The organism is Cellulomonas sp. JH27-2, assembly GCF_014837175.1.
Classification (GTDB): Bacteria; Actinomycetota; Actinomycetes; order Actinomycetales; family Cellulomonadaceae; genus Cellulomonas.
Window position 1 is genome coordinate 669,662 of sequence record NZ_JACYFR010000003.1, and the last position, 18,235, is coordinate 687,896.

Here is an 18,235-nt window from a genome sequence, read left to right on the forward strand (position 1 = left end):
CGTGCGCAGCCGGTAGGATTGACCGGCGCCCGACGACTCGGCGCGCACCCCCCAACTTCGGAGATGAGTACCCGTATGTCCACGGACACGCCGACCACGACCGGCACGAGCGTGCGCTCCGACCTGCGCAACGTCGCCATCGTCGCGCACGTCGACCACGGCAAGACCACGCTCGTCGACGCGATGCTCTGGCAGTCCGGCGCCTTCGGTGCGCACGCGCACGTGGACGAGCGCGCGATGGACTCGGGCGACCTGGAGCGTGAGAAGGGCATCACGATCCTCGCCAAGAACACCGCGGTCCGGTACTCGGGCCCCGCGGCGGCGCAGGCGGGTCACCCCGACGGCATCACCATCAACGTCATTGACACCCCGGGCCACGCCGACTTCGGCGGCGAGGTCGAGCGCGGCCTGTCGATGGTCGACGGCGTCGTCCTGCTCGTCGACGCGTCCGAGGGCCCGCTGCCTCAGACGCGGTTCGTGCTCCGCAAGGCGCTCATCGCCAAGCTCCCCGTGATCCTGGTCGTCAACAAGGTGGACCGCCCCGACGCGCGTATCACCGAGGTCGTCCACGAGGCCACGGACCTGCTGCTCGGTCTGGCCTCCGACCTGCACGAGGACGTCCCGGACCTGGACCTCGACGCGATCCTCGACGTGCCGGTCGTCTACGCCGCCGCCAAGGCCGGTCGCGCGTCGCTGAACCAGCCCGCCGACGGTGGCCTGCCGGACTCCGAGACGCTCGAGCCGCTGTTCCAGACGATCCTCGAGAAGATCCCCGCCCCGACGTACACCGAGGGCCACCCGCTGCAGGCGCACGTCACCAACCTCGACGCCTCCCCGTTCCTGGGTCGCCTGGCGCTGCTGCGCATCTTCAACGGCAACCTGCGCAAGGGCCAGACCGTCGCCTGGGCGCGCGCGGACGGCACGATGCAGAACGTCAAGATCACGGAGCTGCTGGAGACGAAGGCGCTCGAGCGCGTCCCCACCGAGCAGGCGGGCCCCGGTGACATCGTCGCCGTCGCCGGCATCGAGAACATCACCATCGGTGAGACGCTGACGGACGCCGACGACCCGCGCCCGCTGCCGCTCATCACGGTCGACGACCCCGCGATCTCGATGACCATCGGCATCAACACCTCGCCGCTGGCCGGTCGTGGCGGCAAGGGCCACAAGGTCACCGCCCGCCAGGTCAAGGACCGCCTCGACAAGGAGCTCATCGGCAACGTCTCGCTCCGCGTCGTGCCCACCGAGCGACCCGACGCGTGGGAGGTGCAGGGCCGTGGTGAGCTGGCGCTGGCCATCCTCGTCGAGCAGATGCGCCGCGAGGGCTTCGAGCTGACCGTCGGCAAGCCGCAGGTCGTCACCAAGAAGATCGACGGCAAGGTCCACGAGCCCACCGAGCGCATGACGATCGACGTCCCCGAGGAGTACCTGGGCGCCGTCACGCAACTGCTCGCGCAGCGCAAGGGTCGCATGGAGACCATGTCGAACCACGGCACCGGCTGGGTCCGCATGGAGTTCGTCGTCCCCGCCCGTGGCCTCATCGGCTTCCGCACGCGCTTCCTCACGGACACGCGCGGCACCGGCATCGCCTCGTCCATCGCCGAGGGCTACGAGCCGTGGGCCGGCGCGATCGAGACGCGCGTCAACGGCTCGCTGGTCGCCGACCGTGCGGGTGCCGTGACGCCGTTCGCCATGATCAACCTGCAGGAGCGCGGCTCGTTCTTCGTCGACCCGACGCAGGAGGTCTACGAGGGCCAGATCGTCGGTGAGAACTCGCGCAACGAGGACATGGACGTGAACATCACCAAGGAGAAGAAGCTCACCAACATGCGCTCGGCCACGGCCGACAACTTCGAGAACCTGGTGCCGCCGCGCAAGCTGACGCTCGAGGAGTCGCTGGAGTTCGCCCGCGAGGACGAGTGCGTCGAGGTGACCCCGGAGATCGTCCGGATCCGCAAGGTGGTGCTCGACCAGACCGAGCGTGCCCGCATCACGGCCCGCAACAAGAAGTCCTGATCCGGCGCGATGCCTGACGCAACGTCCGAGTCTTCGGTCGCCATAGCGACCGAAGACTCGGACGTTCTGCGTGGTGGCGGTCTGCTGGCGGTGCATGCGCACCCCGACGACGAGACGCTCGCGACCGGGGCGCTGCTGGCGACCTGGGCCGAGGCCGGGCTGCCCGTCACGGTCGTCACCTGCACGCGTGGGGAGCGCGGCGAGGTGATCGGTCCCGACCCCACGCACCTGGAGGGCGACGGGCCCGCGCTGGCGGCGCACCGCGAGGGTGAGCTCGCCGCCGCGCTGGCGGCGCTGGGCGTCCGCGACCACGCGTACCTGGACGGTGGGGCTTCGCCCGACGAGCGGTACGAGGACTCCGGGATGGCGTGGCTCGCCCCCGGGCAGGCGGGGACGGCGGCCGATGTGCCGGACCGCGCGTTCGTCGGCGTGGACATCGACGTCGCCGCGCGGCGGCTCGCCGACCTGATCGACGAGCGCCGGCCGGCCGTCGTCGTCACCTACGAGCCGGGCGGCGGCTACGGCCACCCCGACCACGTCCGCGCCCACGAGGTCACGATGCGGGCCGTCGAGCTGGTCGAGGTCGCGCCCGTCGTGCTGTGGGCGGCGCAGGCCTCCTCGGTCCTACGGTCCGCCATGGCGGAGCTGGTCCCGGTCGACGAGCTCACCATGCCGGACCCGTCTGCCGCTCTTCCGTCGGTGGCGGTGCCCGACGAGGACGTCGACCTCGTCGTCGACGTCGCCCCCGTCCTCGACCGCCTCCTGGCCGCGCTGCGCGCGCACGCGACGCAGGTCCAGGCGGTCGCCGCCCTCAGCGGACGGCTCGTCGACGGGTCCGCCGCCGTCGCGCGGTACGCACTGAGCAACGACGTCCTCGCGCCGATCCCGGCCACGGAGGGCTACCGCATCGCACGACCGGGCGCGTTCACCGCGTGGCCCGCAGGTGTGTCGCCCGCCTGACTTCTCGCGTCGGCCGACGTCGTGCGTCGACGCCTGTGCCCACGCCACGCTCGCACGGGAACGGCGGGTAGCCTGGCGCGCGTGCAGCTCTCCGGCAGGTCGATCGGCAAGGTCCTCGGTGCGCTCGTCCTCGGGCTGGTCATCGGCGGGTTCGGGACGGTCGTGCACCGCAGCATCCGGCCGTGGGGCGTGGTCCTCGCGCTCGTGCTGGTGCTGACCGTCGGGGTGCTGGTGCGCGCATGGGGAGGGTACGGACCGCTGGCCGGCTACGGGCTGGGCGTGCTCGCGGCCGTCCAGGTGCTGGCGCAGACGGGGCCCGGTGGTGACGTGCTGGTCCCGGCGCACCAGACCATCAGCTGGGTGTGGGTGGTCGGCTCGCCCGCGATGGTCGTCGTCGCAGCGCTCGCGCCGCGGCGTTGGTTCGCGGACGTGCCGGTCGAGGAGCCTTCGTCGGCCGAGCCCACCGCGGGCGCCCCGGGCTGGCCGGCCGTCGACGAGCCGCGGCCATGACCGACGCGCCCGACCCGGCTGCCACGCCCGTCGACCCCGACCTGTTCCGCTCCACGGTCGCGCGTCTGCCGGCCGGCGTCGCGGTGGTGGTGCTGCGATGGCGCGGCGCACAGCACGCCATGACGGCCAGCGCGGTCGCGTCGGTGTCGCTCGACCCGCCCCTGCTGATGTTCGCCGTGCACGCGGACTCGCGTGTCCGTGAGGCGCTCGACGACGTCGACGCGTGGGCCGTCAGCGTCCTGTCCGACGCCCAGGCCCCTACCGCCGACTGGCTCGCCTCTCCCGGGCGCCCGACCATCGGCCAGCTCGACCGCGTCCCGCACCGCCTCGCGCCCGTCTCCGGCGCCGCCTGGCTCGACGGCGCCGCCGCCTGGTTCGACTGCCGGACGTCGGCCGTCCACGCCGCCGGCGACCACGACCTGGTGGTCGGCACCGTCGTGGCGACCCAGCAGGGCAGCGCTGCCGCGGGCGGTCTGGTCCACCTGCGCGGCCGGTTGCACGCGGTGCGCGGGTGAGCGCGGTCGGGTGCCGTCGCGCGCCGCGCCGTCCCGCGCGGCCTGCGAGGACGCTCAGGTGGGGCACGTAGAATCGCGCGGGCGCAGGTGGCGCAGGCAACCGTGGGGGAAACATGAGTGACGGCAACGATCGGGACAGCGGCACGCCCGCGGACGAGGTCCCGGCGGACGAGCCCACCGTGCCGTCGCCGGACGGCTCCGACGAGCCCGGCTCCGACGAGCCCAGCTCCGACGGCGACGCGGCCGACGCCGTCTGGCCGGTGTGGGGGGGCACGAGCCCTCGCACCGCGACGCAGGATGACGCGCCTGCGGTCGACGACACGTCGTCGACGAGTGACGAGCCGGCCGAGCAGCCCGCTGATGAGCCCGGCGACGAGTCCGCTGATGAGCCCGGCGACGAGTCCGCTGACGAGCCTGCGCAGGACGAGTCCGCTCCGGACGAGGGGGCCGCTGACGGCCCCGCGGGCGAGCCCGCTGCTGACGACGCGCCAGACGCTGCCGATGCGCCCGACGTGCCCGAAGCTGACGACGCGCCCGAAGGTGACGCAGCGCCCGGAGAGCCGGCGCCTCCGGGTGCCGAGGCGGACGGCGCCGCGGCCGCGGAGGTCGTGACGGACGAGGACGTGCCCGACGACGGTGAGAGCGCGGCCCGGGCGGCGAGCCCGGTGCAGCAGGAGGAAGACGAGCCGACGGCGACGACGGACGCGACCGAGCTGATCGCGCCGGTCACGACCGCCACGCCTACAGCCACCCCAACCGCGGCCACGCCGGCAGAACCGGTGCACCGCCACGCCCACGCCGCGGAACCGGCGGCTGCGGCTGGCGCGGCGACGGGTGCCGCTGCGGCAGGCGCGGCGGCCGCCGCCGGCGACGCATCGCAGCAGCCGCCGGTCCCGGCGCGCCACCGCGTCATCCCGGGCGACACGACGGCTCCCGCACCCACCCCGGCCACGGTGAGCGCAGGCCCGGTCCCGACCACCCCCCGCAAGGAGTCTCCGCTGGACGTGTTCGACGCCGACGACGGCAAGCGCCGCTGGCCGCGACGGCTTGCGGTCGTCGGCGGGATCGTCGTGGTCCTCATCGGCGGGTACGTCGCCGCGTCGTACGCGCTGGGGGACAAGGTCCCGCGCGGAGCCACGGTCGCGGGGGTGGACATCGGCGGTCTGTCGTCGTCGGACGCCGTAACCCGTCTGGACGACGAGCTGGGCGATGCGACCTCCAAGAAGATCCCGGTCGTCGCGAAGGAGGTGACGGCGTCGCTGGACCCGCAGGACGCGGGTCTGACGTTCGACGCCCAGGCGACGGTCGACCAGCTCACGGGCGTCGACCTGCTGGAGCCGGCGAGGCTGTGGGACCACGTCGTCGGGACGGGCGAGGTGGACCCGGTGACGTCGGTCGACGCGAAGGAGCTGGGACGCAGCGTCGACGCGCTGTCGCCGGCACTGTCCAAGACGCCGGTCGACGGCACGGTGGTGTTCGTCGACGGGTCCGCGCAGGCGACGAAGGCCGCGGACGGCTGGAAGCTCGACACGGTGAAGGCGTCCAAGGTCGTCGCGGACGACTGGTTGGTCGGAGCGCGTCCGCTCGAGCTGCCGACGTCGGCCGTCGCCCCCGACATCACGCAGGACGAGACGGACGCGTCGCTCGCGACGGCCGAGAAGGTCGTGTCCGCGCCCGTGTCGGTGACGGTGGATGGCAAGCTCACGGTGCTGACCGCGGACGACCTGTCCGCCGCCGCGTCGATGGTGCCGAAGGACGGCAACCTGGTGCTCCAGCTGGACGGCGAGAAGCTGACGAAGGAGATCCTGGACCAGCAGCCGGACCTCGAGACCAAGGCCTCGGACGCGTCGTTCGTTTTCGTCGACGACAAGCCGAAGATCAAGGCCGGCAAGCCGGGCAAGACGCTCGACCCCGACGACGTCGCCGCCGCCGTCTCGAAGGCCGCGGTGGCCGACGAACGCGACGCGACGGTCGAGCTGACGAAGTCGGATCCCGTCGAGTCCACGGCCGAGCTCAAGAAGCTGAGGGTGGACGAGATCGTCTCGGAGTTCTCGACGCCGCTCACGCCCGAGCCCAAGCGCACGGAGAACATCCGGGTGGGTCTCAGCCACATCACGGGCACGCTGATCCGCCCGGGGGAGACGTTCAGCCTGACCGAGGCGCTCGGCCCGGTCGATGCGAAGCACGGGTTCATCGACGCCGGGGCCATCGTCAGCGGCGAGCACGTCCAGGCCGTCGGCGGCGGGCTGTCGCAGGTGTCGACGACGACCTACAACGCCGCGTTCTTCGCCGGCATGGAGGACATCACGCACCAACCGCACAGCGAGTGGTTCTCCCGGTACCCGGAGGGGCGCGAGTCCACGATCTTCACGGGTGTCATCGACATGGCCTGGAAGAACACCACGCCGTACGGGGCTCTCGTGCAGGGCTGGGTCGCCGACGGGCGGGCGTACGTGCGGATCTGGGGCACCAAGTACTGGACGGTCAAGACGACGACGAGCGCCCGCAGCGGTGTCGTCGCGCCGACGACCGTCTACTCCGAGTCGAAGACCTGCGAGCCGGCGCTGCCCGGCAACCCCGGGTTCTCGGTGACCGTGACGCGCAAGATCTACCTCAAGGACGAGCTGAAGAAGACGGAGTCCAACTCCTGGCGCTACAAGCCGCAGAACCGCGTGATCTGCGGTGCGCCCCCGTCGTCGGACGACAAGGACGGCGACAGCGGCGGCACGGACGACTGACACGCGCCCTCCGAGGCCGACGCCGTTCGTGTGCTGCCTTTCGTCCGCTATTCGGGCGAAAGGCAGCACACGAGGTTGAGCCCGGAGTCAGCGGGGGCGGCGGGTCGGCGCTGGGGGAACCTGCTTCGACAGGACGATGTCGGCCGCCGGGACGTGCACGTCGCCGTGGCGGGTGCGGACGAGCACGCCGTCGTCGCCGACCGTGAGCAGCTCGCCGAGCACGTCGGTGTACGGCGGCTCGTCGGGCGCGGGGTCGTCGTCGCGGATCCGCCGCACCACCACGCGCACCCCGACGGGCAGCGACCGCCATGTGGCGGGCGTCACGTGCGCCTCGTCCGTGGACAGTGGGCTGCGCGTGCGGACATGTGCGGAATACTAGAGACACCCTGCTAGTGGAGGACCCACCGTGACGTACGTGATCGCTGAACCCTGTGTGGACGTCAAGGACAAGGCGTGCATCGAGGAATGTCCCGTGGACTGCATCTACGAGGGCAAGCGTTCGCTGTACATCCACCCCGACGAGTGCGTCGACTGCGGCGCCTGCGAGCCGGTGTGCCCGGTGGAGGCCATCTACTACGAGGACGACGTCCCGGAGCAGTGGAGCGAGTACTACAAGGCGAACGTCGAGTTCTTCGACGACCTGGGATCCCCGGGCGGCGCCGCCAAGATGGGTGAGATCGACAAGGACCACCCCATCATCGCGACGCTGCCGCTGCGCGTGCACGAAGACTGACGCGCGCCCGATGGGCCTGCTGACCGGTTCGTTGCCGGACTTCCCCTGGGACACCCTCGTCCCGTTCGCGGAGCGCGCTCGCGCGCACCCGGATGGCATCGTCGACCTGTCCGTGGGGACGCCCGTCGACCCGACGCCGCCGCTGCTGCGGGACGCGCTCACGGCGGCGTCGGACGCGCACGGGTACCCGACGACGCACGGCACGCTCGAGCTGCGCGAGGCCGTGGTGCGCTGGTTCGCCCGACGACGCGGCGTGCCCGGCCTGGACCCGGCGGCCGTGCTGCCGACGGTGGGCTCCAAGGAGCTCGTCGCGTTCCTGCCGGCGCTGCTGGGTCTGGGCGACGGCGATGTCGTGCTGCACCCGGCGGCGGCGTACCCGACGTACGACGTGGGTGCGCGGCTGGCCGGTGCGACGCCGGAGCCGTGCGACGACCCCGCGGCCCGGCTGGCCGACGAAGGGGTGCGCCTGGTCTGGCTGAACTCGCCCGGCAACCCCGACGGCTCCGTCCTGTCGGTGGAGCAGCTGCGCGACGTGGTCGCGGCGGCGCGGGCGGCGTCGGAGCGGGACGGGAAGCCCGTCGTCGTGGCGTCCGACGAGTGCTACGCGGAGCTGGCCTGGGACGAGCCGTGGGTGTCGGACTGCATCCCGAGCATCCTCGACCCGCGCGTGACCGGCGGTGACCTGACCGGCCTGCTCGCCGTCTACTCGCTGTCCAAGCAGTCGAACCTCGCGGGCTACCGCGCGGCTTTCGTCGCCGGTGATCCCGCGCTGGTCGGCGCGCTGCTGGAGGTGCGCAAGCACGCGGGTCTCATCGTGCCCGCGCCCGTGCAGGCGGCGATGGTCGTGGCGCTGGACGACGACGAGCACGTCGCCGAGCAGCGTGAGCGGTACGCCCGTCGTCGGGCGGTGCTGCGGTCCGCGCTCGAAGGGGCGGGCTACGCCGTCGACGCGTCGTCGGCCGGGCTGTACCTCTGGACGCGGCCCGAGGCGGGCGGGCAGGACTCGTGGGCCACCGTCGCGGACCTCGCCGAGCTCGGCATCCTGGTGGCTCCGGGAGCCTTCTACGGCGACGACCAGCACGTTCGCATCGCGCTGACCGCGAGCGACGAGCGGATCGCGACCGCCGCCGCACGCCTTTCGGGTGCCTGACGCAACCCATGTGACGCGGATCACGTCGAATGCGCCCGCCCCCGGATTGGGCAAGCAGGCTCGCGCGAAGGTAGCGTCAGGCCACGGCCGACGTCGTCCGTGGCGGGCCCACACGTGCGGCCCGACCGGTCGTGGCACAGCGACTTCACACCTGTTCGGCGCACCCAGCCGGCCGGGTCTTCTGGGAGGTAAGGCATGACTGCAGCCGGCGAGACGGCCACGGGGACCAAGGTCGAGCTGCTGGTCGGGGGCGCGTCCCTCGACCTGCCGGTCGTGCCCGCGACCGAGGGCAACGACGGCGTCGTCGTCTCGACGCTGCTGCGCGACACCGGGCTGGTCACCGTGGACCCCGGGTTCATGAACACCGCGTCGTGCGAGTCGAAGGTCACCTACATCGACGGCGACGCGGGCATCCTGCGCTACCGCGGCTACCCGATCGACCAGCTCGCCAAGGGCTCGTCGTTCCTCGAGGTCGCCTACCTGCTCATCAACGGCGAGCTCCCGACGACGGACGAGCTGGCCGCGTTCGAGGACCGCGTCAACCGGCACACCCTGGTGCACGAGGACTTCCGCACCTTCATGGGGACGTTCCCGCGCGGCGGGCACCCGATGGCGATCATGTCGTCGGCCATCAACGCGTTGTCGACGTTCTACCCCGAGTCGCTGGACCCGTTCGACCCCGAGACGGTCGAGCTGGCCACCGTGCTGCTGCTCGCGAAGACGCGCACCATCACGTCCTACGTGCACCGCACCAGCAAGGGCGAGCCCCTGCTCTACCCCGACTACAGCCGCGGCTACGTCGAGGACTTCCTGCGGATGACCTTCGCGGTGCCCTACCAGCAGTACGAGCCCGACCCTGTGGTGGTGAAGGCGCTAGACCAGCTGCTGATCCTGCACGCCGACCACGAGCAGAACTGCTCCACGTCGACCGTTCGCATCGTCGGCTCGTCGCACGCCAACCTCTACGCGTCCGTCGCCGCCGGCATCAACGCGCTGTCCGGGCCGCTGCACGGCGGCGCCAACGAGGCCGTGCTCAAGATGCTGAGCGAGATCCAGGGCAACGGCGGCGACGCGTCGGACTTCATGGCCCGGGTCAAGAACAAGGAGCAGGGCGTCCGCCTGATGGGCTTCGGCCACCGGGTCTACAAGAACTACGACCCGCGCGCCGCGATCGTCAAGGAGAGCGCGCACGCCGTGCTCAAGGCCCTGGGCAAGGACGACGAGCTGCTCGACCTGGCCATGGGCCTCGAGGAGATCGCCCTCAACGACGACTACTTCGTGTCCCGCAAGCTCTACCCCAACGTCGACTTCTACACCGGCCTGATCTACAAGGCCATGGGCTTCGACCCGTCGATGTTCACGCCGCTGTTCGCGCTCGGCCGCATGCCCGGCTGGATCGCCCAGTGGCGCGAGATGATGCTGGACCCGCAGACGAAGATCGGCCGCCCGCGGCAGATCTACACGGGCGCCGTCGAGCGCGACTACGTGGACGTCGACGCCCGCTGACTCGGTCGCAGCGCTCGACGAGGGCTGATCAGTCCTCGTCGGGCGCGAGCGTGATCCGTGCGTACCCCGCGGGAATCGACGTGGTCGACGTCCCCCAGCCGTCGGCGCCTCGGTCCCAGCGCTGGTCGGCGACCTGGACGGCGACCGTACCCAGCTCCGATGCGGTCGCGACGGCCCACTGACCCACCGACCAGCTCGAGCGCGCGTCGTCGCCCAGCGACCGCGCGTCGACGGTGATCGTCGCTCCGGTCTTCGCGTCGGCGGCGGGCGTCGTGACCTTCGTCGGGAGCTTGCCGTAGTCGCGGCGCAGCCTCGCCTGGACGGCCTTGGCCGAGCCTGAGCCGGGCTCGGCCTCGTGCAGGTCGCAGCGCAGGTCGGCCGTCGAGTACCCGGTGAGGGCCGAGGCCCAGACGCGCGCCCGGGGCTCGTGCTGGGCGTACGCCTCGGGGAACGCCGAGCGCTGGACGGCCTGCGCGGCCTCGGTGACGGGCAGGTCCTGGTAGCCGGCGACCTTGATCAGCACGTCGTAGAACGCGTTGGTGGCGTAGATCGGGTCCATGATCTGCTCGACCGTTCCCCACCCCTGCGACGGGCGCTGCTGGAACAGGCCGATCGAGTCGCGGTCGCCGTAGTCGATGTTGATGAGGCGGGACTCCTGCAGCGCGGTGGCGATCGCGATGGTCGCGGCGCGCGCGGGCAGGTCCCGACGCACGGCGACGGCGGCGATCATGGCCGCGTTGTCCGCCTGCGCCGGCGCCAGGGCGTACTGGTCGTCGCCCTGGCCCGCGAAGCAGACCTGCGCCTTCGGGGGGGCGGGGTGCCGGCTGTCGAGCACCGCGACGACCCCGCCGACGGCCACGACCAGCAGCGCGAGCACGACGAGGACCACCGCGAGCCCGCGCCACCGGCGACGCCTGCGCGGCGGGCGACGGGCCACCGTCAGTTGGCGTGCAGCGCGGTGTTGAGCTCGACCCCCGCACCGGAGCGGGCCACGGCCTCGACGCCACCCGTGAGCGAGTTGCGGCGGAACAGCACGCCGTTCGCGCCCGCGAGCTCGCGCGCCTTGATGACGCGGCCGTCGTCGTCGCCGAACCCGACGAGCATGACCTTGGTGCCGGCCGTCACGTAGAGCCCCGCCTCGATCACGCAGTCGTCGCCGAGCGGGATGCCGAGGCCGGCGTTGGCGCCCAGGAGCGACCGTGCGCCCACCGAGACCACCAGGCGCCCGCCACCCGACAGCGTGCCCATGATGGAGGCACCGCCGCCGACGTCGGACCCGTCACCGACCACGACCCCGGCCGAGATGCGGCCCTCGACCATCGACGTGCCGAGCGTGCCGGCGTTGTAGTTGACGAAGCCCTCGTGCATCACCGTGGTGCCGGACGCCAGGTGCGCACCGAGCCGGACGCGGTCGGCGTCCGCCACGCGCACGCCGGTCGGGAGCACGTAGTCGACCATGCGCGGGAACTTGTCGACGCCCAGCACCGTGGGCGCGACGCCGTGCGCCGTGCGCAGCCGCAGGCGTGTGGCCTCGAAGCCCGCGACCGCGCACGGGCCGCGGTCGGTCCACACCACGTTGGGCAGCACGCCGAACAGGCCGTCGAGGTTCTGCCCGTGCGGCGCGACCAGGCGGTGGGACAGGAGGTGGAGGCGCAGGTAGGCGTCGGGGACGTCGGCCGGTGCCTCGTCCAGGTCGATGACCGTGCGCACGACGACGACCCGCACCCCGCGGGCGTCGTCCGTGAGCTCGGCGTCCGTGAGCTCGGCGGGAGCGACGGCGTCGTCGTCCGGGGCGCCGAGCGCGGGGGAGGGGTACCAGGTGTCGAGGGTGTCGCCGGTGGCGGTCACGGTTGCGAGACCAAACCCCCAGGCGGTGCGTGACGTCATGGGCGCAACGCTAGTCGACCGCGGGCCTCGCGGTCTCGGGGGGTATCGGGTATCGGACGAGGCCCGCCGGCCGTTCGCCGGACCCGGGCGACGCGGCGGGGCGCAGCGACGGATGCAGGTCGCGGAACCCGAGGGATGCGGCCAGGGCGCTCAGGGCCGGGGCCGCGCGGACGAGGTCCTCGAGCTCGACCGCCGGGAGGGCGGTCAGGGCGTAGCGCAGGTGCCGTGCACTGCGCTCACGCGCCGCAGCACGCAGCGCGACCGCGGCAGGGGTGGCTGCGAACGTCGCGGCTCGCTCGTCGGACGACGACGTCACGACGAGCCCGCGGGCGACCAGGTCCTGCAGCGCTCGGCGGGTGGTCGCGAGGGACTTCTCGGTGGCCTGTGCGCACTCGGCGAGCGTGACCCCGGAGGCGCGCAGCAGCATGCGCAGGATCGTCACCTCGTCCGGTGGGACGTCGCGCTGACCGGCACGCTGCTCGGCCTCGTGCCGGACGGTCGAGTTGATCCCGTCGAGGGTCTCGGCGAGCGCGACCAACGCCCGCAGCAGGTCAGGGTCGAGTCCCGCCATCAGCGCACCGCGGCCGCTGCCGCCATCTGGAGCGCACCCGTCACCTCGGCGCGGATCCCCAGGTGCGCGGGCATGATCTCGAGCGCCGCCGCCGTCGCGGGCTGGGTGTGGCGCAGGACGGCCTGCTCGACACCTTCCAGGAACGAGCTCCCGGCGGCGGCCAGCTCGCCCCCGACCACCAGCGCATCGGGGTTGAGCAGGTTGCAGAGGCTGGCCAGCACCCGCCCCAGCTCGCGGCCGGCCTCGTCCAGGAGCCGGCGGGTGATGCCGTCGTCGAACGTCGACAGCGTGATCTGGGCCGGGTCGGTGGTGGGGTGGGTGTGGACGAGCTGCGCCATCAGCGCCTGCACGGAGACGACGGCCTCGAGGCAGCCGCGGTTGCCGCACCGGCAGATCTCCGTGTGCCCAGGCAGGTTGGTGTGCCCGATCTCTCCGGCCAGACCGTTGGCGCCCTTGAACGGTGCGCCGTCGATGACCAGGCCCGCACCGATGCCGTGGGAGGCCTTCACGTACAGGAACGCGCGGCGGTAGCGGCCGGCGCCGGCGCGAAGCTCGCCGTACGCGCCCAGCACGGCGTCGTTCTCGACGTGCACGTGCTCGACGTCGTGCAGGCGCGCGCGCAGCTCGTCGGCGGGCGCCAGTCCCACCCAGCTCGACAGGATGGTCGGCGAGCGCACCAGCCCCGTACGGGTGTCGAGCGGGCCGGGGATCCCGGCCACCAGCGTGGACAGCTGGTCGATCCCCTGGTCGCGGCGGATCTTCTCCAGCAGGTCGACGGCCACGTCCATGGCGTCGGTGGCGCGAAGGTCCACGTCGAGCGACACGCGCTCGTCCGCGATCGACTTGCCCAGCGCGTCGGCGACCGCCACGTGGACGTGGTTGTGGCCGAAGTCGATCCCGGCGACGGGAGCGCCGTCGGCGACCGCGCGCAGGCGCGTGGCAGGTCGGCCGCTGCCCGACCCGCGGCCCTGGGCCCGTGCCTCGGACTCGGTGATCCGACCGTCGGCGAGCAGCCGACCGACCGCCTGGTTGACGGTGCTGCGCGACATCCGGGTGAGCTCGACGAGCTCGGCACGCGTGACGTCCTCGTTCGCGCGGATCAGCTGGAGCAGGTCCTCACGCGTGCGCAGCCGAGGGGCGGTCCGTTCGTCGATGCTCGCCATGGTCCGAGAGTAGGGCACCACGTCCTGTTTTTGGGCTGGTCTACGGTCATTTAATAGGCCGTATATGGCGCAAAAGATGGAACCGCTCCCACCTCGTTCAATCATTGACAGTCCAAAAAACGATACCTAGCGTTTCCGGCGTTGCACTCAATCCGGACATCGCCGCCCGGGTTGCTGGTCAGCCCCCAGGGTCGCGTTGCGGCCGTCGACGTCGAGAAGTTGTCAGAGAGGACGACTCCCTCATGCACCTTTCCCACCGCGCCCGCGCCGCCACGCGCGCGGCGCTGCCTGCCGCGGTCGTCGCCGCCCTTGTGCTCGCGGGCACCGGGCCGGCGACTGCCGCCACCACCAACCCCAGTCCCAACGACCTCGAGCTGGCCAACGCCCAGCTCTCCAAGCGGGCAGCGACCGAAGGGATGGTGCTGCTCGAGAACAACGACGGCACGCTCCCGGTCGCGAAGAGCTCCAACGTCGCGCTCTTCGGCGTCGGAGCGTATGCGACCGTCAAGGGCGGCACCGGCTCGGGCAACGTCAACAACCGGTACACGATCAACGTGCGCTCCGGCCTGGAGAACGCCGGCTACACCATCACCACCAGCTCGACGTACTGGTCGGCGATGACCAGCGCGTACGACACCAAGTACCCGCCGAGCACGTCGGGCTCGGTGTTCGGCCCGACCGTCGACTACTCGTCGGTGGAGCAGGCGCTGACCCGGACGAGCGTGCAGCCCACGGCCCCGACCGACACCGCGATCTTCGTCGTCGCGCGCAACTCCGGGGAGGGCGCCGACCGCAAGGCCGGCCAGGGGGACTACCTGCTCACGGACACCGAGTACGACGACATCCAGCGGATCGGCCAGGCGTACGAGCACGTGGCCGTGGTCCTGAACGTCGGTGGCGTCGTCGACACCTCGTTCTTCCAGGAGATCAACCGCTCGGCCAGCGACCCGGGGGGCGGCCAGGCCGTCGACTCTTTGCTGCTGATGAGCCAGGCCGGGCAGGAGTCCGGCAACGCGCTCGCGGAGGTGCTCGACGGCGACGCGAACCCGTCCGGCAAGCTCACCGACACCTGGGCCTCGAAGTACTCGTACTACCCGGCAGCGGCCACGTTCGCGCTCAACGACGGCAGCTCGTCCCCCGAGACCTACAGCGAGGGCGTCTACGTCGGCTACCGGTACTTCGACTCGTTCTACCGGAGCCTCGACGCGGACCACCCGGAGAGCGTCGTCGACTACCCGTTCGGCTATGGGCTGTCATACACGAACTTCCACATCGACCCCCAGAGCGTGACCGCGGACATGGACCACGTCACGGTCAAGGCCAAGGTCACCAACGTGGGTGACACCTACAGCGGCAAGGAGGTGGTCGAGACCTACTTCTCCGCACCGCAGACCGGGCTCGACAAGCCTTACCAGGAGCTGGCCGGCTACGCGAAGACCGACGACCTGGCCCCTGGCGCCTCGCAGATCCTGACCATCACCTACGACACGACCGAGATGTCGTCGTACGACGAGTCGACGTCCTCGTACGTGATGGACGCCGGTGACTACGTCGTGCGCGTCGGCAGCTCGTCGCGCAACACGCAGGTGGCCGCGACGATCGGTCTCGCCGACCGGACCGTCACGGAGCAGGACTCGAGTCAGCTCGTCGACGACGAGAAGCCCGCCACCGAGCTCACGAGCGACCCGGCCGACTTCTACACCTACGACGGCGAGGCCGACGAGGTCGCCGCCGCACCCCACCTCACGCTCAGCACGGCGGGCTTCAGCCCGGTGCAGGCGGCCTCGAAGGTTCAGCAGGACGTGGCCGTGGACAGCACGTCGCCCTACTTCGCGCTCGACGGGGCGACGATCTCCTCCGTGCCGGTCTACCTGGACCCGGCGCAGACCAGCTGGGAGGGGACCGGCGCGCCGTACGCCCCGAAGGCCGGTGAGACGGTGAAGGCCGTCACTGCCGACCCGACCAGCACGCTGTACGACGTCGCCAAGGGCAGGACGAGCATCGAGCAGCTGGTGGCCGGGCTCAGCGTCACGCAGCTGGCCAACGTCGTGGAAGGCGCGAGTGCCATCGGCTCCACGCTGTCCGCGACGGGCGCCGCCGGGTACACCACTGCCAAGTACGAGAGCCTGGGCATCCCCGCCATGACCCTCTCCGACGGTCCGGCCGGCCTGCGCATCACCCAGAAGATCGCGACCACCCCGGCCACCTACCAGTTCGGCACCGCCTGGCCCGTGGGCACCGCTCTGGCCCAGACCTGGAACCGCGACCTGGTCACCGAGGTCGGCACGGCGATCGGCAAGGAGATGCAGGAGTACGGCGTCTCGCTGTGGCTCGCGCCCGGCATGAACATCCACCGCGACCCGCTCAACGGCCGCAACTTCGAGTACTACTCCGAGGACCCGGTGGTCTCCGGCCTGACGTCGGCCGCCACCACCCTCGGCGTCCAGTCCGTCCCCGGCGAGGGGGTCACCATCAAGCACTTCGCCGCCAACAACCAGGAGACCCAGCGCAGCGGTGGCGACGTGATCGCCGGCGAGCGTGGCCTGCGCGAGATCGAGCTCAAGGGCTTCGAGATCGCCGTGAAGTCGGCGCAGCCGATGGCCGTGATGAGCTCCTACAACAAGGTGAACGGCACCTACGCGGCGCAGAACTACGACCTCCTCGAGGACGTGCTCCGCGGTGAGTGGGGCTTCAAGGGGACCGTGATGTCCGACTGGGGCGGCAGCCACGACACCGTCGCGACGATGTACGCCGGCAACGACCTGATCGAGCCCGGCAACGCCCCGCAGAACGTCATCAACACGACCGTCAAGGTGCCGCCGACGATCGACGTCTCGGGCCTGCCGGTCTACAACAAGACCGTCACGAGCACGCGCACGACGTACGCGTGGTCGTTCAACGGCCTCACGCCGTCGGCGACGGGGACGGAGACCATCTCGACGACGGTGGACGGGAGCACCGACCTGTCGAAGACCCCGGCCTCCGGCACGACGACCGTCGACGTCATCAACAACCAGGTGTTCACGCCCAACGCCAAGTTCACGTCGGTGGACGACGCGTACACGCAGACCGCGGCCATCCTCGCCGGCTCGACCCTGACCGCGGCGCAGAAGGCGGGCATCACCCTCACCGACGTGGTGCACGCCGACCCGGCGGATGCCACGAGCCCCGTGACCGCGTACACGGTGGTCGTCAAGGGCACCTACCCCGCGGCGGGCTGGAACATGCGGCTCGGGGACCTGCAGCGCTCGGCCATCCGGGTGCTGACCACGGTTCGCCAGTCCGCGCAGTTCGCGCAGCTGGCTTCCATCCAAGGCGTGTCCGGCATCAAGGCCGCGTCCTACACGGCCCAGTTCTCCGACCTGAAGAGCTACGTCGCGGTGACCAAGGGCAAGGTGACCAAAGTCCCGTCGGGTCCGGCGCCGCAGTTCACGGTCACCACCGACCCGGCGCTGCCGGCCAGTGGCTGGTACACCGGACCGGTCGCGGTGAGCGTGGCGGCGCCCGAGGGCGACATCGCGTCGGTCAGCATCGACGGGGGCGAGTCCGTGCTCTGGACGGGCACCCCGGTCGAGGTCTCGGGCGACGGTGAGCACCACGTGCTCGTCGCGGTCTCCCGTGACGACGCCCCGCCCGCCGCCAAGGAGCTGACCGTCAAGATCGACGGAGCTGCTCCCACGGCCTCGGTCACGTCGGCGAAGGACGGCAAGCTCGTGCTCACGGCATCGGACGAGCTGTCCGGCGTCGCGTCCGTCGAGTACTCGGTCGATGGTGGGTCGCACTGGTCCACGTACAGCGGACCGGCGACCATCGCCGGTGCGCCCCGGGCTGTGCAGTACCGGGCCACCGACGTGGCCGGCAACGTCAGCACGGCGAAGTCGGTCACGGTCGCGGCCAAGCTCGCGCTCGCCAAGCCGGTCGTCACCGGGACGCCCGTCGTGGGCAACAAGCTGACGGCCACTGTCGCCTCGCACACCAGCGGGTCGACGTTGGGCTACCAGTGGCTTCGCAACGGGAAGGCGATCGCCGGCGCCACGAAGTCGACCTACACGGCCGTCGCGGCCGACGCGAAGACCCAGGTGTCCGTCAAGGTCACGGCCACCAAGTCGGGTTCCACGGCGGTCTCGTCGACCTCCGCCCCCGTCACCGTGCTGGGCAAGCTCGTGCTCTCGACTCCGGCGATCAAGGGGTCTGCCGTCAAGGGCAGCACCGTGAAAGCCACGGTCGACACGCACACCAGCGGCGCGACCCTGTCCTACCAGTGGAAGCGCGACGGGAAGGCGATCACCGGCGCCAAGGCGTCGAGCTACAAGGTCGTCAAGGCCGACGTGGGCACGAAGCTCACCGTCACGGTCACCGAGAGCAAGTCGGGCTACCAGAGCGTGGCCAAGACCTCGGCACCGAAGAAGGTGAAGTAGCGTCCACCCACCACAGGGCCCCCGCCGCACGCACGCGGCGGGGGCCCTGCGCCGTGCTCGACCGCGAC

14 protein-coding genes are annotated in these 18,235 nt (G+C 71.5%); 9 read left to right on the top strand and 5 right to left on the bottom strand.

Annotated features, from left to right (window positions below; translation table 11 throughout):
- Positions 1-75 precede the first annotated feature (75 nt).
- The 5 genes from typA to IC607_RS12135 all read left to right on the top strand — a co-directional run bounded on the left by typA (position 76) and on the right by IC607_RS12135 (position 6,739).
- A complete protein-coding gene (typA, locus tag IC607_RS12115) occupies positions 76-2,016 on the top strand; it encodes a translational GTPase TypA (RefSeq protein ID WP_191787606.1) in 1,941 nt (646 codons plus the stop codon).
- 90 nt (positions 2,017-2,106) lie between these two features.
- On the top strand, positions 2,107-2,976 hold the full coding sequence (locus tag IC607_RS12120) for a PIG-L family deacetylase (protein ID WP_370526175.1): 870 nt from the start codon (positions 2,107-2,109) through the stop codon (positions 2,974-2,976).
- 81 nt (positions 2,977-3,057) lie between these two features.
- Positions 3,058-3,486, top strand: a complete 429-nt coding sequence (locus IC607_RS12125) for a hypothetical protein (protein ID WP_191787608.1) — start codon at positions 3,058-3,060, stop codon at positions 3,484-3,486.
- On the top strand, positions 3,483-4,001 hold the full coding sequence (locus IC607_RS12130) for a flavin reductase family protein (protein WP_191787609.1): 519 nt from the start codon (positions 3,483-3,485) through the stop codon (positions 3,999-4,001). Before IC607_RS12125 ends, IC607_RS12130 begins: the two co-directional genes overlap by 4 nt.
- 113 nt (positions 4,002-4,114) lie before the next feature.
- Entirely contained in the window at positions 4,115-6,739 is a 2,625-nt protein-coding gene (locus tag IC607_RS12135; protein WP_191787610.1) for a VanW family protein, read from the top strand.
- 87 nt (positions 6,740-6,826) lie between these two features.
- Here IC607_RS12135 and IC607_RS12140 read toward each other — a convergent pair whose 3' ends face one another.
- The gene (locus IC607_RS12140) at positions 6,827-7,063 is read right to left on the bottom strand and encodes a hypothetical protein (protein ID WP_191787611.1); all 237 of its coding nucleotides are present in this window, start codon (positions 7,061-7,063) and stop codon (positions 6,827-6,829) included.
- Positions 7,064-7,145: 82 nt separating this feature from the next.
- Here IC607_RS12140 and fdxA point away from each other — a divergent pair, with 82 nt between their 5' ends.
- From fdxA to IC607_RS12155, 3 genes are all read left to right on the top strand, one after another.
- Positions 7,146-7,472: a ferredoxin gene (fdxA, locus tag IC607_RS12145; protein ID WP_191787612.1), complete on the top strand. Its 327-nt coding sequence runs from the start codon at positions 7,146-7,148 to the stop codon at positions 7,470-7,472.
- Between the two features lie 10 nt (positions 7,473-7,482).
- On the top strand, positions 7,483-8,622 hold the full coding sequence (dapC, locus tag IC607_RS12150) for a succinyldiaminopimelate transaminase (protein ID WP_191787613.1): 1,140 nt from the start codon (positions 7,483-7,485) through the stop codon (positions 8,620-8,622).
- A 195-nt stretch (positions 8,623-8,817) separates the two neighbouring features.
- Positions 8,818-10,128 carry a citrate synthase gene (locus tag IC607_RS12155; protein ID WP_191787614.1) on the top strand — a complete coding sequence of 437 codons (1,311 nt, stop codon included), beginning with the start codon at positions 8,818-8,820 and terminating at the stop codon, positions 10,126-10,128.
- Positions 10,129-10,156: 28 nt separating this feature from the next.
- Here IC607_RS12155 and IC607_RS12160 read toward each other — a convergent pair whose 3' ends face one another.
- Genes IC607_RS12160 through IC607_RS12175 form a run of 4 tightly spaced genes read right to left on the bottom strand, consistent with a single transcriptional unit; the run spans position 10,157 to position 13,749 of the window.
- The gene (locus tag IC607_RS12160) at positions 10,157-11,065 is read right to left on the bottom strand and encodes a hypothetical protein (RefSeq protein WP_191787615.1); all 909 of its coding nucleotides are present in this window, start codon (positions 11,063-11,065) and stop codon (positions 10,157-10,159) included.
- A gap of 2 nt (positions 11,066-11,067) precedes the next feature.
- Entirely contained in the window at positions 11,068-12,015 is a 948-nt protein-coding gene (gene dapD, locus IC607_RS12165; protein WP_191787616.1) for a 2,3,4,5-tetrahydropyridine-2,6-dicarboxylate N-succinyltransferase, read from the bottom strand.
- A 10-nt stretch (positions 12,016-12,025) separates the two neighbouring features.
- Positions 12,026-12,586 (bottom strand): helix-turn-helix domain-containing protein, encoded by a 561-nt coding sequence (locus IC607_RS12170; RefSeq protein ID WP_191787617.1) that lies wholly within the window; start codon positions 12,584-12,586, stop codon positions 12,026-12,028.
- Positions 12,586-13,749, bottom strand: coding sequence for an ROK family transcriptional regulator (locus tag IC607_RS12175; RefSeq protein ID WP_191787618.1), 1,164 nt, complete (start codon positions 13,747-13,749; stop codon positions 12,586-12,588). Before IC607_RS12175 ends, IC607_RS12170 begins: the two co-directional genes overlap by 1 nt.
- Before the next feature lie 242 nt (positions 13,750-13,991).
- On the opposite strand from IC607_RS12175, the gene IC607_RS12180 reads away from it, so the two are divergent.
- Positions 13,992-18,167 carry a glycoside hydrolase family 3 C-terminal domain-containing protein gene (locus IC607_RS12180; protein WP_191787619.1) on the top strand — a complete coding sequence of 1,392 codons (4,176 nt, stop codon included), beginning with the start codon at positions 13,992-13,994 and terminating at the stop codon, positions 18,165-18,167.
- The last annotated feature ends 68 nt before the right edge of the window (positions 18,168-18,235 follow it).